This window comes from Sphingobium jiangsuense, from assembly GCF_014196495.1.
Taxonomy (GTDB): domain Bacteria; phylum Pseudomonadota; class Alphaproteobacteria; order Sphingomonadales; family Sphingomonadaceae; genus Sphingobium; species Sphingobium jiangsuense.
Map to the genome: position 1 here is coordinate 14043 of NZ_JACIDT010000016.1, position 15752 is coordinate 29794.

Genomic DNA, 15752 nt, shown 5'->3' on the forward strand with positions numbered 1-15752 from the left:
TCAATGGCCTCCATGCTCGGCTTCGCCCTTGCCGAGTTCGGCCTTGAGGGTGAAGCTGTTGGCGCCGGCGAGCTGTTCGTCGCCGCGAAGGCCCGAGGTCACGGCCACATTGTCGCCGCTGGGCGCGCCGAGCGTGACCGGGGTTGCCCGGAAGCCGTGCTCGGTGCGCACGAACACCATCTGTCGGCCTTCGACGGTCTGCACCGCGCTTTGCGGGACCAGCACCGAACCGGCGCCGGCATCGCCGCCGGCCAGCCGGATCGACGCGGTCACCGGCTCGCCGACCCGCCATTGGCCCAAGCGGTTGTCGATCACCGCGATCACCGTCGCGAGCCGCGTCGCCTCGTCGAGGATCGGCGAGACAAAATCGACCCTCGCCACCGACCTGCGTTCCCCCGCGACGACCTCGATGTCCGATCCCGGCCGCACCCTGCCGGCATCAGCCGGCGAGAGGGCGAGCGTGACCGCCACGCGCGAAAGATCGGCGACCCGGAACAACTCCGCGTCGGCCGCGACCGTCTGGCCGAGCGTCACGCTGCGCGCGACCACCTGGCCGGACAGCGGCGATGCAATGCTGACGCGGTTGAGCGCGCCGCCTTGGCCACCGGCCGCGGCGACCTGCTGCTGCGCGAGGCGCAACGCGATCCGCGCCTCGGTCGCCGCCGTTCGTGCGGCGATCAGATCCTGCTCGGGCGAGACGCGCTCGTTGAACAGGCGCTGTTCGCGGCGAAGATTGGATTCAGCAAGTCCGAGCCTGGCGCGTGCTGCCTCGATCTCGGCGTTAAGCGACGCCGCCTCACGGCTTTCGATCACCGCGAGCGTTTGCCCCCGGCCGACCGATTGACCGAGATTGCGGGTGAGCGACACCACGCGCCCGCCGATCGCGGCCGACACCACCTGCATGCCTTGCGGATCGCCTTCGATCGTCGCCGGCAGCGTGAGCGCGCCACCACCGCTGCGCACCGCACGGACCAGCTCGATGCCGGCGGCGCGTATCTGCTGCGGCGTCAACTCGATCTCGCCTTCTTCTTCCGCGTGACCGCCTTCCTTGCCGGCTTGCGCGGTGTTCCCGGCATCGGCGTTCTCCGGCGCGGGGTCGCCGCCGGAGCATCCCGCGACAGCGAGGGCGGCGGCGAGGGTGAGCGGCAGGACCGCTGCAAAACGGGTCTTCATGGGTTTTCCCCCTGGGTAGTCGGCGCGCGTGCGGTCAGCCGCTCGAGCTGCGCCTGGGCGATGTGGTAGGAGAGCAGCGCGTCGATTGCGGCTGCGCGCGTCTCGGCAAGCGTGCGTTCGGCGTCGAGCAGGTCGAGCTGGCCGAACTTGCCTTCCCGGTAGCCGATGCGGGCGATGCGGGCGGCTTCCTCGGCCGCCGCCAGCGCAGGACCGCTCGCGGTCGCGGCGCTGGTCGCGGCATTGGCAGCGTCCGCTTGTGCGCGGGCGATGGCCTGATCGACGTCGAGCGCGGTGACCCGGCGTTGCGCCTCTGCCCGCTGCCGTTCGGCCGAAGCCTGTGACAGCGCCGCGCGCCCATTGTTGAACAGCGGGAGCGGGATCGACAGGCTGAAGATCGCCGCCGTGTCGTTGGTCTGCTCGAACCGACGGGCGCCGGCGCCAACAGTTAGATCGGGCACACGCTGCGAACGGGCGAGCCGAACCCCTGCGTCGGCTATGGCGAGGTCGGCGTCGGCCGCAGCGAGCGCCAATGTGCCGGCGCTCTCGATCGGACGGAGCGGCCCATAGCCTGCCGGCACCTGGCCGAACCAGCCCGCATCGAGCGGCCCTGTGATCGGTTGCCCGACAATCCGTGAGAGGCTGTAGCGCGCAACCTCGACGGCGCGTTCTTCGCGGGCAAGGGCCGTCTCGGCATTGACGCGAGCCACGTCGGCGCGCTGGACCTCGATCGGCGAGGCTCGGCCCGCCTGGACGCGAACCTGCGCGGCGCGCAGCGCCTCCGTCGCGATACGCACTTGATCGCGCGCCGTTACAAGCCGCCTCTCTGCGGCGGCGGCTTCGGCATAGGCGCGGACGACCGACAGCCGGAGATCAGCCTGCGCGATCGCCGCCTGGATAGCCGCTCGATCACTGCGCGCATTGGCGACGGCGATCCGCGCCGATCGCTTGCCGCCAAGCTCGATCGGCAACGTGAGGGAAGTCGTCGCCTCCACGCTGTCGATGCCCCGATAGGGGCCGGAGCCGGCCACATTTTCGGCTTCGACGGTGACGCTTGGATTGGGGCGCAGACCAGCCACGCGGCGACCGGCTTCTGCCGCCCGCACGTCGGCCGATGCGGCCTCCAGCGACGGCGAGACCGCGCCCGCCAATTCCAGCGCTTGGTCTAGTGTGAAGGATTGGCCAGCTTCCGCTGGCGGCGGCTCTTGGGCCTGCGCGACGCTCGCGCAAGCCATCGCGGCCAACACGGCCGCGAGCAATCGGTGCATGATCGAAGACTCCTGACGATTCCGGAAAGCCCCGCAGACGGGGCTAGGTTGGAGTCGTCAGGCTCTTGGAGGGCGGAGTGCTGGGTCTGTGCCAGCCGACACGAGGTCTCTGGCGTTGCCGATGGAGGGCGGCGACGCCGACAGCGACAAACTGGCGCCGACCCCGTCGTCAACCGGCGGGGCGACCTGATGATGCCCGTGACATCCGCCATGCTGGTGCGGCGTGGCTTTGTTATCGCTGGAAGGCGCTTGCTCGCTTCCGCCGGCATCGTGGCCAGAGCCTGAAACCACGTCCGATTCGAGGCAGACAACAACTGGCTCCACGGCATGCGAGACCGCGCCCGCTGTCACCGACAGCGCAACGAAGCACATCATGATCGTTGCCAAAATGCGAGCCATTCGCAGTTCTTAGCACGGAACCGCCGCTTTGAGAACCATCCCTTTGTCTCCGGCAAACTCACGGAACCAGCGTGACCCTACTTCCCAGGACCGGGTAGGGCTTGCGGTCACTCTCGCCGGTTCAGGGCGGTGGGAGTCGTCACGAAGCGGCACTAGGGTAGTGCAAACGGCGAGATATATTCGTTATGTTTATCCGGTGCGGAGCACCAAATTCCGCCGTCGGCCGCCGTTTATGCGCGTAAGCCGCACAGGCTACGATCTGCGAAAACTCAGGATTTGCATGATCGTAGGCACGACGGTCGCTGGCGGCAAAAAGTTCGAATCCTACCCGGTGAAACCCGTTCTCCCTACATGAAGAATCGGAACTGGTAGGGCGTGCTGCCCAGATTCGTCATGCGCTTAAGGACACGCGCAAGAACCTTCGCATAGCTCATCGTTACGGGTAGCGGATCATACAGCCCGTCGTTGTTCCAGTTCATCTTCGACAAGGCGAGTGCCGCGCGGGCGCTGTCGTCCCACGTGCCGTGCCCGGCATGGCGGACAAGTCGGATCGGACGCGGCGTGCCGCGTTGACCCTGAAAATAGGTTTTCGGCCCAAGAGTCTCGACGGCACCGTGCATCCACAGCAGCGCCTCGCGCTCGCCAAGCCCGATCAATGAGCCGCGCTTGACTGGAAATGCCGCCGCCTGACCTCCCGGATTGGCCTGATCGCGTTCCCAACGCGCGCCGCGCCAGCCCACATCCTCGACAACCTGAATCAAGTCGACCGCCTCGCACAGCGGCAACGCCTCGAAGCAGCCGAGCACTTCGGCGTCTTTGAACTCGGTCGACTTGTGGACCATCACCCGGCGTGGTGAGCGTCCACCATGTCGGTGACGATATAGCGTCATCGACCGCGTGATGACCCGGAACATCTCGGCCTGTGATAAAAAGGGATTGTCGCGCTGCACCTGCACGTCGGCGGTGTCGTAGGCGATAAATTCGAGGCCAGCGCCCTCCGCGTCGAACACCTGGCTGCAACAGGTCACAAACCGCGGTTTGTCGGCACCGTTCGACCGCACCGCATAGGAAATGCCGATATAGGCGGTCTCTGGATCGACATCGGCTAGCTTCCAGGGAACGCCGCCGGCCTTGGCATATAGCGCCAGGCCCACTCGCCACATCACGCTCGCACGGCAGCGATAAGCGAGTGCCTTGTCTTCACGCACGATCTGGATCGGCATCCCGCGCGCGGCCGTGTAAGCCTTGAGATGGTCGTGGAGATCGAAATCGTCCCCCACGCCGTAGAAGCCACGCTCCCATCGCTGCGGCAGGTAGATGAACAAGACATCGAACTCGCTACGGAACGCTTCAAGCGGCTGGATTGCACGGACGAGCTGTTCAGCGAGCAACACGTGCGGCATCGCCGATTGTGCCATCTCGCTCTCAAACGATCCGTCCAGCTCGACACGGCATTTCTTGGCTGCCGCCGTCACGCGCATGTCAAACACCGTATTGAAGCCCGGCCAGTCCGGCAGATAGTCGGTTCGCTCGACCGGGCGCACGCTTTGGCTCAGCTCGCGCATGAACGCGAACAGGCGTTCTGACTCGCCGGCCGGCGCCAATGTCGCCACTCGGATCGGTGATTGCACCAATCCGCGCGAATGGGGGCCGAAACGCTTGAGCCCGCGCAGCGGATGGATGTCGCGTTCGCTCGTCCGCTCGGGATGAAACACCAGCTCGGGCTCGGGATACCATATGGTGGGCGCGATCTCGCTCGTCATGGCTGCACCAGCTTAGAGAAGGCCGTGTTCTTCCCAACCGCGAAGCGCGCATCAATCCCGTCGCCAATCGAAAGCGCCGGAAGCGCTTCGCCGGCGAGGTGCTTTGCCCAAAAGTCGATGAGCCGATCCAGGTCACGATTATAACGCTTCACCGTCCGCTCGCGCGCGAAGTCGGCGGTGATCGCCTTAGTCTCGTCTGTTACGCCCTCGAACACGATCTTTGGATCAAGCAGCAGCCACAGACCGTCGTCCGCCCAGTCAAGCCGGACCCCGACCCCCTCGTGCCATTTCAGGTTCGGGTGTTTGGGCACAGCGCCAGTCGTCTGACGAGTTATCCCGCGAAGCCCATCCCATGCGCTGTCGGCGGGATCTACTGGCACGAGCAAATCAGCGCTACGGCGGCGGATCGCACGAACATTCTTGGCGGCACACAGCGCCTCTACCAAGGCGTCGCGTAGCAGGCCGCGTTCGCCAGACTCATAGCGCAGGCGCCGCTTTTCGAAGGTGGCCAGATCAAAAGCAGTGATTCCGAACGGGTCGAACACTCGATGGAACTCAGCATCGCTTCCGAAGCCGAGCACCCCCGCTTGGGTGCGGGTTACGATCAGGCGCGCGTTGGCCTCGGCGACCGCCGCGCGCGCCGCCGCGACACCCTCGATCGTGCATACCAGCTTGCGGCAATTGGCCGGGATGGTGACGGCAAGCCCATTGAGCCGAATGAGGGGCCAGCCTCGCTGGCCCGAGGGCTCGGGAGCGCCTGACACGCGCGACCGTCCCGTTGCCAGCGCGTTGAGAGCAGATGTGTCGAGCGCGGGCAGCAGCCGCACCAGATCACGTAATATCTCGTCGAAGCTCTCAATCCGCACCAGCCCGCATTCAACACCCGCGTCGTTGGCGCACTTGAGAAGTCGGATGACCCGTTCAAGCGGTGGATCGCTACCGCGATGCAGCCAGAACAGTCCACCAGGATAACCGCCCGGCTGATCGAGTGCCGCTTCAAGTGCGTCCATCACTGAATCGTCGCGTCCGCTGTAGCCGGCGACTACGAGGCCGGATCGGCGGCAGGCATCCACGAGCTGCTGACGAAGCGCGGCATCCTGCTGGCGCAGCTCATCGGTTGTGTTTTTAAGCCGACGCGAGCGGAAATCGCCGTGCAACTTTACTGCGATCGGCCATTTCTGCGCGCCGATCAATTGCCCTGCCAATTCCGGAGCGTCGAGTGCAACGATGCTCAACGTGCCCGTTGTGCCATACGTTCTCGCGCAGGCATCTTCTATCAAGTGGTCGAAATTGGTAGTCCAGACGAGTTGAGTGTGGCCCGCTTTTAGAAGTGACGCGAGAGCAAGATGGCCATAGGCCAGCTTCGCGCCGCTAATCATGCCTTGAATGAAAGTCGTGCGGTCGCGCTCCACCGGGTAGGTTGCTTCGAACAGCGCCGCGTATTCGTCCGGCGAACCCGGCGGGGGTAGTCGCTCGGAACTCGCAATATGCGAGTCCAACAACGCGCGGATAGCCGGATTGCCGAGATCGGCGACACTCTGCGGCGACGCCTTGCGCTGGGCGATGAATAAGGTCTGCTTGAACTGCCAGATCATATCCCAAGCGCTTGGAATACCAGCGGACACTGACGCGCCCGCGCCGAGCAACCACATCAACTGGCCTGGTCGCAGCGCAAAGCGCCGCGCAAAATCATCGCTCGATAGCTCGCTCAGGCTCGTTATGCTCTCCATCGGACTATGCCTAACCGATCCACGAGCCTTCGCCAGCAGATTTTGTTCTCTAATGGTTCTCTCGGCTCAACCTTGTGATCGGTAGCTGCGGGAAGCGATGCTACCTCCTGTAAGCACGTGGGCTTCCGCGCAGCCGCGGCGCAGGTCATTCGGGCGGTGCTGGCAGCCGATGGGGAGCCTCATAGGCTTCTAGCTGCCACGGCCCCTGATAGTTCTCGATGATGCCCTCGGTCGGCACGGGCATGCGGGCAATGAGCGCGATTTGCCCGAGGCACCGGCTCAGGTGTCCGCGCAAGATTTCGAGACCGTCGAAATAGGCTTGGCGCACGTCGGGCGGTCGATGAAACTCGCCGAACCGTGGATGCAGGGGCGCATCCTTGTCTCGCCGCAACAGCTCCTCGAAAGTCATAAACTGTCGAATCCCAGCCGCCATCGCTTCAAGCAGAAGGAACAGCGGTCCGTCCTGCAATTCGGCGAGTTCCACCTCTTTGTCGACGATAAATTGGCGGATTTCGTTGAGCGAGGTGAGGGCTTTCTCGATGCAATCGTCACAACATTCCCACGCGGATAGGACACGCCGATCGCGCAAACGGAGGACGATCTCGCGCGCCACCCGGCGCTCGCGATCTTGAGGGCTGACCGCAATGCTGATGAAAGGCAAGTTCAAGGTGACGTCCCCCAGCCGGCCAGTGACTTGGCGGCGAGCGCGGGCGAGGAGATCGGTCAGATCGAACTTGAAGGGGATATCGCCACTTCGCATGGTTCAGACCTCGTCCGGCAGGGTAATTGATGCGGCGAGAGCCGCTCCAATGGGGCCCGATCGGCGTTCGAGGAAATAGCGGACGCGATCGTCGTTGCTGTCATCGAATTGCTGTCCAACCTGACAGGTCAGCAGCAGATCGGCAGCCCAAGTTTCGAGCGGCCAATCCCGCCCAACGCAGGCGGACTTCAACAGGCTGAAGGTAGGAGATTGGCCGTCATTGAGTTCTGCAAGGGCACGGTGGACGTTGTCGGCATCGACCACCCGATTTCCAACCGGAATGTCGTCAACGCGGATTCGTTGTCGCAGGGGATAGGTAATTGCGTAGGGAAGCTCAGGCGGTGCGTAGAGCAGGTAGAAGACGGCCTTGCCGAAATCCCGATTGAGCGTGTCGATCAGCTCGACCTGTCGGTGTCCAGCCTGGATTGCGGCGAAGGTGCAGCTTTCGTCGAAGCTGTAGGTTCGGTGGAGCGCGGCGGCTGCTTGCTGCCCGTCGCGGCGGATGAATGCATTCATGCCATGAAGGAAGCCAATTTCATCCTCGTCCTCGACATCATGGTTGGTCGGAAAGAGGCGCTTGGACTGGAGCAGGCCAATCTTCTTCGCCACCAGCTTGTCGCGTCGATAGACGAAGACGAGGATCGCAATATCCGCCGTTTCCCAACGCCGGCGTTGCGGAAAGTCCCAATCCCAATGGGGAGCGCCTAAGCGCCGCAAACCACCGATGTTGTGAGTATCCATGCGGATGATCGCACCCGAAGGAAGGAGCGTCGGCGCGCTGTCGGGGATCAGCGCTTCAATCAAACCGTCATCGAGCGATGTCTCGCGGATGTTGGGGAGATTGACCAGACGTTCGCACACGCGGCGGTTTGCGTCCGCGAAGACACCGCGGAACCAAGCGACAACATCGGCGGGTATCACTGGCCAAGGATTCAATCTGGTTCCCCTCATCCGCCGAGGTAATTGCACTACGCAAACCGACAAAGCGCTATCTACATCGGCGGCAGAGGCAGCTTGCCATCGGGAGGCTCGAAAGTGTGGGCCGTTGATCCCACCATCGAAGCTACTCGAATAATCAGCGGCGGCGCACTACGCCATAGGGCAGCTACCGGTGCCCGGCGGCGGTTCTATAGTAGTGCAAACGGCGACTCGTATTCGTTATGCTTATCCAGGGCGGGGCGCCAGCTACCGCCGTAAGCCGCCGTGTCCAGCCCGTCTGCCGCCCCGACTACGTCAGGGTAGCAGGTCCGGCGCCCCTTGTCGGTGACGGAGTTCGAATCACGCCTCGCGGCCCAGTGCGAACGAGCGAGGCCACCGGGCCAGCGATGCCTTGAGCGAGCCGGCGCATATAATCGATGGCAGCGCGTTACCGACGAAAGGAAAAGAGCGCGGTTGGCAGCGAAGCGGGGGCGCCCGGCTTATACCAGTTCGTATCCTGGATGTGCGAGGCAGTGACGTAGATCGTCCCGTCCGGCCCTTCCGACAGCGTATCGGGCCAGCGCAATCTCTTGTCGGTCACCACCGGCTCCAGCGCATCGCCCGTCCAATATTTTACCGAATTGTCGGTTGGCGAGGTGACATAGAGTGTGTCGTCGCTGCCCATCCAGAGTCCGTCCGCGACATTGGTCGTGCCGACGGTCTTCACTGCCGCTTCGACGTCGGAGGTCGGAGTGCCCTTGCTGAGTTTCGACGTTTCGATCGAATAGAGCGTTCGGCCGGTAAGTGCCTGCCAGTAAAGCGTGCCGCCATCGTTGGAAATCGCGAGGCTGTCCGACGAGAAGGTCGGCTGGCGGCCGTCGGGCCGACGCAGCGGCTTGCCGTCAATCTCGACGATCACGTCCTTCTCGACCTGCGTCGACTTATGGCCGTCGAGCGCGCGGAAGGCGTCACCGGTGTCAAGGTCAACGACGATGATCGCGCCGCGCGTGCCGGAATCGGTGATGTAGCCGGTCTTGCCGTCAGCGCTGAAGCGAATGTCATTGAGATACGTGCCCTGCAGGGCCACCGTTTCGTCGAACAGGATCGTCTTGGTGACTTGATCGGTGGCGAGATCGACCCGGACCAGCTTGGGGCCGCCGGGAAGAATTTTTTCATTGCCGGGCGCGGCGGGGTCGAGCACCCACAAGGCGCCCCGACCATCTGCCACGATCGACTGCACGCAGACGAAATATTCGCCGACCGGCATCTCGTTCGCCTTGGCGTTGCGCCACGAATTCCATTTTTCGTCCGGATAGGCCTTGAGCTTTCCGCTCGGCAGCAGCTCGGCGACCGAGATCGGGGCGTCGTCGGTCCAGCGCGGGAAACAGACGAAGATCCGCCCGTCCTCGGTGACGCTTACGCCGGTCACCTGATGGCCGAAATCCGCGACCTTGGTGAGCTTCGAATCCGTGCCCGCGAACTTAAACGCGAACGCGGCTCCGGCTGCTGCGGTGCCGGCAACGGTGGCTCCGACGAGCGCCTTCTGCTTCGTGTCCATCAGACTGTCCCTCTCTCAAGCGGCCGCGTGACCGACGTGTTGCTGCTCGTCCTCTCCTCATCACCAGCGGACGCAATCTTGAACGCCAGGATCTCTGCGCGGTGGATCTGGGGAGGCTCGGCGAACAGCGAAGCGGAGCTTCCGGATAGCGCCGTGCCGACTTCGCCCGACAGATGCGCCTCGCGCCCTGCCTCGTCGGCGAAGGTATCGACGATGGCGAACCGAGTCTTTCCGAGACGCAGAGCGTACCACGACAGGGTGCCCGGCTCCCGCTCCACGGCCGATCGGGCTCCTTGCAGGAAGCGGGCAACCTCTTCCTCCGCACCGTCCCGTGCTTCAAGCGGAACATGCAGGGCCAGGCGCGGCAGGGCGTCCGCCGCCGGCACCTTGAGGGCGAGGATGTCGGCCGGCTCGATCTCCGGCAAGCCGTTGAGGATGGTGAAGGTCTTCACCACCAGCGCCCGGCCGACCGTGCCGAACAGATGCTTCAGCCGGCCGGCATTGCCGGGGAAGGTATCGAAGATGGCGAAGTCGGCGGGGCCAAAGCGCAGCGCGTACCAGTGCCGCGTGTCCTGCTCATGCTCGACCGGCTCCAGCGCACCCCGGAGGAATTCAGCGGCATCTTCCTGGTGGGTCGGCCCGGCTTCAATGCCTACAAACAGTGCCTTGTGCATCTTTTCTCTCCTTGTTCCGAAGGTAGCGCCTCGAGCTCCACGGAAGGCGTCCTGGGCCTAAATCATGGGAAGTTCGCGCGGCCGGGCGCCAAGCGGGAACGCCGCGTCGATCATGGCGAGTTCGGCGTCCGTCAGCCGCAGCGCGCCGGCGCCCGCATTGTCGGCAGCGTGCTCCGCGCTGGACGCCTTGGGGATAGCGAACAGCGATGGCCGACGCACAAGGAAGCGCAGCGCCACCTGGCGTGCTGTCGCGCCATGGCTCGCTGCAATCTCCTCCAGCACGCGGCCGCCCGGCGTGTCCGGGCCAGGGAAGTTGCCATGGCCGAACGGGCTGTAGGCAACCACGGCGACGCCGTGCTCCTCACACCAAGGCAGCACGGCATGCTCGATCGCGCGCTCACCAAGATTGTAGAGAACTTGGTTGCAGGCGATCCGGCCCTCGCCGCCGGCTTTCCAAGCGGCATCGAGGTCGGGAACGTCGAAGTTGCTTACGCCCCAAGATAGGATCTTTCCCTGTTCGCAGAGCCGCTCAAAGGCGGCGAAGGTTTCCTCGAGGGGGTACGACCCGCGCCAATGCAAGAGGTAGCAGTCCAACCTGTCAGTCCGGAGGCGCGCGAGCGAGCGCTCGCAGGCGGCGACCGTCCCGCTACGGGAAGCGTTGCTGGGGAGCACCTTCGAGACGAGGAAAACCTCGTCTCGCCGCCCCGCTATGGCCTCTCCGACCACAACCTCGGCTTCGCCGTACATCTCAGCGGTGTCGATGTGGGTCATGCCGAGGTCGATGCCGTGACGCAGCGCGGCGACCGCGGTGGGCCGGTGCGCGTCGTCGATATACCAGGTCCCCTGGCCGATCACCGGGACGTCGCCGGGTGCGGCACCGAAGGGACGCCGCTCCATGGTCTCCTGTCCCGGCGAAGACGGCCCCTGCTGCGCGGCGGCGTGTGTCACGCGGCCACCGCCCGCGGCGACACCTGTTCGAATCCGTCCGTCAGTAGGATCGCAACCTTCAGGCCGACGAGAATCTCATTCGCCATCTCTCCATCTCCTACAAGTTGTCACTTCGAAATTGGCTTCGTCTACCCCTAACTCTTCAACCAACTAACCGTCTGCCCCGCGGCTCGCCCCCTCCGAACGCCACGCGGACCAGCGCCCCAATCAAACTCCCGCTTCATGCAGCGTCTGGGTTGATCCGCACCGCCCCGCGGGCGCCACCTGTTCTAGGCAGGCTGCTTCTCCGCCACGACATCGAGCTGCTCGATCGTGGGCTTCTCGAAGAGAACGCCCGTGTTCTCACCGAGCGCTTTCCCGACGTCGCCCGACAGGTGCGCCTGGCGCCCGTCTTCGTCGGGAAAGGCGTCGAATATCCCGAACGACGAGGGTCCGAACTGGATTGCGAACCACCTTACGGTCTTGGGCTCCCCTTCGACGATCGACAGCCCCTGGTTCAAGAAGGCGCGGAGATCGTCCTCTTTGCCGGGTAGTGCTTCGAGGCGTACCAGAACCGCTTTGCTGACTTGCGTTGCCATCTTGAATCTCTCCTTTGCCTTGCTCGGGTTGTCGCGATGATCAAAACGCGGCTGCGGCCGCCTCGGCGACCGTCTGATCCTGCGCGCCGCTGCCCCCGCTCACTCCTACCGCCCCGACTACCTGGCCGTCTTGGCGAAGTGGATGCCCCCCGGCGAAGATCATCACCCGGCCATGGTTGGAGTTCTGGATGCGTAGAACTGCTTTCCGGGCTGAGCGTTCTCCCCCAGGTCCGTGGTGGCGATGTCGAACGCGCGCGCCGTGAAGGCCTTGTTGATCGAGATGTCGATGCTGCCCACCCACGCATTGTCCATGCGGATGTGGGAGACGAGGTTGCCGCCCGCGTCGACCACGGTCACATTGCTCGGCGACCCGATCTCGCCCGCCTTGGCCTGACCGGCAGCGATCACGCGCTGTGCGTCTTCGAGCGATACGGATACTTGGCTGATGGTCATGACGTTTTCCTTGGGTTGATCGCTTGGATCATTTTCGACCGGCGTTTCGCGGCTGCCGCGTCACCGTCCCATCGATGTGCACAGTGGCGTCGCGAGGCGAGGGCCGTTCTCAGGCTTCAACTAGCGCTGCTCCTTGTTCGTTCCTGGCGGCGTGAACAAATGCGGCAAGATCGACGTCCCTCAAGGACCGTGGGGTGCGGGGCCGCGGTCGGAGTCATCGCAATGCGTCAAGGAACCGATCGGAACCAGATCGTCCCCGCGGCACCCCACCGGCCGTTCGAAGGCTTTGCCGACGCCGTCTTCCCGATCGCGCTGAGCCTGCTGTCAAGCCGCCCGGCAGCCCGATGAATCCGGCCGGTTGGCCAATCTCGCCGGCAAGGTCGGCCGCGCGTTGATTGCCAAGGCGCCAACATTCATGAAGCATCGCCCACAATCGAGCACGCCAAGGTGTCGAAGTGCGAGCGGCAAGGTTAAGCGGCGGAGGCCGCTAATCGGCGGTGCTCGGCGGGTCTAGGGTAGTATGAATGGCGAAATGTATTCGTTATGTTTATCCGGTGCGGGGCGCCAAATACCGCCGACTGCCGCCGTCTTCTACGCAGGAACCGCGATGGCTATGATCGGCGAAATCGCTGGGAGTTCAACGTAGTAGGCGCAGCGGTGCGCTTCGGCGATGCCGTTCGAATCGCTCCGGGTGAAACGAACCTAACGGGCGTCATTCACCTCGAGGCGATGCTGTACTTCCGTCACGAGGCGTGAGGGTTGTGCTGCCCGCAAACCCGATCACTAACGGCGTTCGAGGGTGTCGATGATCGGACAATCTGGCCGGTCGTCGCCGTGACAGCGGGTCGCGAGGTCGAGCAGGGCGAGGCGCATTCTCTCCAGCGCCTGTGCCTTGCGGTGCAATTCATCGGCGCGCGTCGTCGCCAGCCGCTTCACGTCGGACGAAGAACGGGCGCGATCGCTCCACAGTTCGAGCAGCGTCCGGATTTCCTCGATCGGAAAGCCAAGGTCGCGGGCGTTGGCGATGAAGCGGAGCCGCTGGACATCGGCGGCGGAATAATCGCGATAGCCGCTGTCGCGGCGCGGCGGCTGCGGCACCAGGCCGATCTTCTCATAGTGGCGGATCATCCGCTGCGAGACGCCGCTCGCGTCCGAGGCGGCGCCGATCTTCACAGCTTTACCCGATTGAGGCGCAGCGCATTGGCGACGACGGTGAACGAGGACAGCGCCATCGCCGCGCCTGCGAACATCGGCGACATCAGGATGCCGAACGGCGGATAGAGCACGCCCGCCGCCACCGGCACGCCGATGCCGTTGAACAGGAACGAGAAGAACAGGTTCTGGCGGATGTTGCGCATGGTCGCGTCAGCCAGCCGGCGGGCGCGCACGATCGCGGAGAGGTCGCCGCGGGTCAGCGTCATCCCGGCGCTCTCGATCGCCACGTCGGTGCCTGTGCCCATGGCGAGGCCGACATCGGCGGCGGCGAGCGCGGGCGCGTCGTTGATACCGTCGCCGGCCATCGCCAGCCTGGCGCCCGACGCCTTGAGCTCGCCGACGATCCGCGCCTTGTCGTCGGGCCTCAAATCGGCATGGACCGCATCGAGCCCGCCCACCTGCCGCGCCACGGCTTCGGCGGTCGCCGCATTGTCGCCGGTGAGCATCATCACCTTGAGCCCGTCGGCGCGCAGCGCCGCGATCGCCTCGCGGGCATTGGCGCGGACCGGATCGGCGACCGCGAGCAGGCCGGCGGGCCGGTCGTCGATCGCCACCAGCATGACGCCGGCGCCGTCTGCGCGGTGCGACTGCGCCAGTTCTTCGAGTGGTCCAGGGTCGGCACCGATCCGACGCAGCTGCGCGGCGTTGCCGATCACCACCGACCGTCCGCCCACGTTTGCGCTGACCCCAAGTCCGGTCTGCGATTCGAAATCCTGAACCGCTGCCAGCTTCAATCCGCGCTCCTGCGCCGCCGTGACGATCGCATGCGCGAGCGGGTGCTCCGATTGCGCCTCGACCGCGGCGGCGAGCGCGAGAAGATCGTCCTCGTCCTCGCCGGCAAGTGTCTTGGCCGCAATAAGCCTCGGCTTGCCCTCGGTGATCGTGCCGGTCTTGTCGATGACCAGCGTGTCGACCGTCTCCAGCGCCTGCAGCGCTTCGGCATTCTTGACGAGCACGCCGGCATGCGCCCCGCGGCCGGTGCCGACCATGATCGACATCGGCGTGGCGAGGCCGAGCGCACAGGGACAGGCGATGATGAGCACGGCGATGGCGTTCAGCAGCGCATGGCCGAAGCGCGGCTCGGGGCCGACGAAGTTCCACACTACGAAGGCAGCGAGCGCGATGGCGACGACCAAGGGCACGAACCAGCCCGAGATGCGGTCGGCAACCGCTTGGATCGGGGCGCGGCTCCGCTGCGCCTCGGCGACCATGCGAACGATCCGCGCGAGCATCGTGTCGGCGCCGACCGCGCGGGCTTCCATGACGAGGCTGCCGGTCCCGTTGACGGTGCCGCCGGTGAGCTGCGCCTCGGATATCTTTTCGACCGGCACCGGCTCGCCGGTCAGCATCGACTCGTCGACCGAGGACCGGCCCTCGATTACGACGCCGTCGACCGGTATTGCGTCGCCGGGCCGGATGCGCAGGCGGTCGCCGGCCATAACGTCGCCGACCGATACCTCTTCCTCCGAGCCGTCATCACGAATGCGGCGCGCGGTCTTGGGCGCAAGGTCGAGCAGCGCGCGGATCGCCTTGCCGGTGGCGGCGCGGGCGCGCAACTCGAGCACCTGTCCGAGCAGCACCAGCGTCACCACCACGCCCGCGGCTTCATAATAGACCGGGACCATCCCGCCGTGCATGCGGAAGGTCGGCGGAAACAGCCCGGGCGCGAAGGTCGCGACGAGGCTGTAGAGGAAGGCCGCGCCGACGCCGATCGCGATCAGCGTGAACATGTTGAGATGGCGCGTCCTGATCGACGCCCAGCCGCGCTCGAAGAACGGCTTGCCCGCCCAAAGCACGATCGGCGCGGTCAGGGTGAGCTGCACCCAAGGCGAGGCTTGCGGACTGACGATTTGCAAGCCGAGCATTTCGGCCACCATCGACACGACCAGGAGCGGTACCGCCAGCACCGCCGACACCCAGAAGCGCCGCGTGAAGTCGACCAGTTCGGGGTTGGGCGCATCGTCGAGGCTCGGTTCTTCGGGTTCGAGCGCCATGCCGCAGATCGGGCAAGTGCCCGGGCCCTCCCGCCGAATCTCGGGGTGCATCGGGCAGGTCCAGATCGCGCCCGGCGTCGCTTCGGGCTCGGGGCGCGGCCCATCGCCGAGATAGCGCTCGGGATCGCCGAGGAACTTCGTGCGACAGCCAGCGCTGCAGAAATGATAGTCCTCGCCGTCATGTCGGGCGTGGTGCGGGGTCGTCGCGGGATCGACGGTCATCCCGCATACGGGATCGATCGCGCCGCCGGTCGCCGGCTTGGTCGCGCAGCAACTCGCGCCTTGATGATGGTGGTGATCGGCATGGTTCATAGCGGGAATCCT

Annotated in this window: 12 protein-coding genes and 1 pseudogene; all 13 read right to left on the bottom strand. The window is 65.0% G+C overall.

Annotated features, from left to right (window positions below; translation table 11 throughout):
• The 13 genes and pseudogenes from GGR43_RS17860 to GGR43_RS17920 all read right to left on the bottom strand — a co-directional run bounded on the left by GGR43_RS17860 (window position 1) and on the right by GGR43_RS17920 (window position 15740).
• Entirely contained in the window at window positions 1–1173 is a 1173-nt protein-coding gene (locus GGR43_RS17860) for an efflux RND transporter periplasmic adaptor subunit (protein WP_053555764.1), read from the bottom strand.
• Window positions 1170–2438: a TolC family protein gene (locus tag GGR43_RS17865; RefSeq protein WP_027443720.1), complete on the bottom strand. Its 1269-nt coding sequence runs from the start codon at window positions 2436–2438 to the stop codon at window positions 1170–1172. The genes GGR43_RS17860 and GGR43_RS17865 overlap by 4 nt, the downstream gene beginning before the upstream one ends.
• 746 nt (window positions 2439–3184) lie before the next feature.
• Window positions 3185–4600 (bottom strand): argonaute/piwi family protein, encoded by a 1416-nt coding sequence (locus GGR43_RS17870; RefSeq protein ID WP_027443719.1) that lies wholly within the window; start codon window positions 4598–4600, stop codon window positions 3185–3187.
• Complete coding sequence (locus GGR43_RS17875) at window positions 4597–6330, bottom strand: SIR2 family protein (RefSeq protein ID WP_188073323.1); 1734 nt, start codon at window positions 6328–6330, stop codon at window positions 4597–4599. Before GGR43_RS17875 ends, GGR43_RS17870 begins: the two co-directional genes overlap by 4 nt.
• Window positions 6331–6475: 145 nt before the next feature.
• Window positions 6476–7090, bottom strand: coding sequence for a hypothetical protein (locus tag GGR43_RS17880; RefSeq protein WP_188073324.1), 615 nt, complete (start codon window positions 7088–7090; stop codon window positions 6476–6478).
• A 3-nt stretch (window positions 7091–7093) separates the two neighbouring features.
• Window positions 7094–8011, bottom strand: a complete 918-nt coding sequence (locus GGR43_RS17885; RefSeq protein WP_156894075.1) for a hypothetical protein — start codon at window positions 8009–8011, stop codon at window positions 7094–7096.
• Between the two features lie 445 nt (window positions 8012–8456).
• Window positions 8457–9566 carry an L-dopachrome tautomerase-related protein gene (locus GGR43_RS17890; RefSeq protein ID WP_188073325.1) on the bottom strand — a complete coding sequence of 370 codons (1110 nt, stop codon included), beginning with the start codon at window positions 9564–9566 and terminating at the stop codon, window positions 8457–8459.
• Window positions 9566–10240 (bottom strand): putative quinol monooxygenase, encoded by a 675-nt coding sequence (locus GGR43_RS17895; RefSeq protein ID WP_184724585.1) that lies wholly within the window; start codon window positions 10238–10240, stop codon window positions 9566–9568. The genes GGR43_RS17890 and GGR43_RS17895 overlap by 1 nt, the downstream gene beginning before the upstream one ends.
• A gap of 57 nt (window positions 10241–10297) precedes the next feature.
• Window positions 10298–11137, bottom strand: a complete 840-nt coding sequence (locus GGR43_RS17900; protein ID WP_188073326.1) for an aldo/keto reductase — start codon at window positions 11135–11137, stop codon at window positions 10298–10300.
• 320 nt (window positions 11138–11457) lie between these two features.
• On the bottom strand, window positions 11458–11766 hold the full coding sequence (locus tag GGR43_RS17905) for a putative quinol monooxygenase (protein ID WP_188073327.1): 309 nt from the start codon (window positions 11764–11766) through the stop codon (window positions 11458–11460).
• Window positions 11767–11806: 40 nt separating this feature from the next.
• Window positions 11807–12219: pseudogene (locus GGR43_RS17910) on the bottom strand (GlcG/HbpS family heme-binding protein).
• A 783-nt stretch (window positions 12220–13002) separates the two neighbouring features.
• On the bottom strand, window positions 13003–13392 hold the full coding sequence (gene cueR, locus GGR43_RS17915; protein ID WP_188073328.1) for a Cu(I)-responsive transcriptional regulator: 390 nt from the start codon (window positions 13390–13392) through the stop codon (window positions 13003–13005).
• Complete coding sequence (locus tag GGR43_RS17920; RefSeq protein WP_188073329.1) at window positions 13389–15740, bottom strand: heavy metal translocating P-type ATPase; 2352 nt, start codon at window positions 15738–15740, stop codon at window positions 13389–13391. The genes cueR and GGR43_RS17920 overlap by 4 nt, the downstream gene beginning before the upstream one ends.
• Between the last annotated feature and the right edge of the window lie 12 nt (window positions 15741–15752).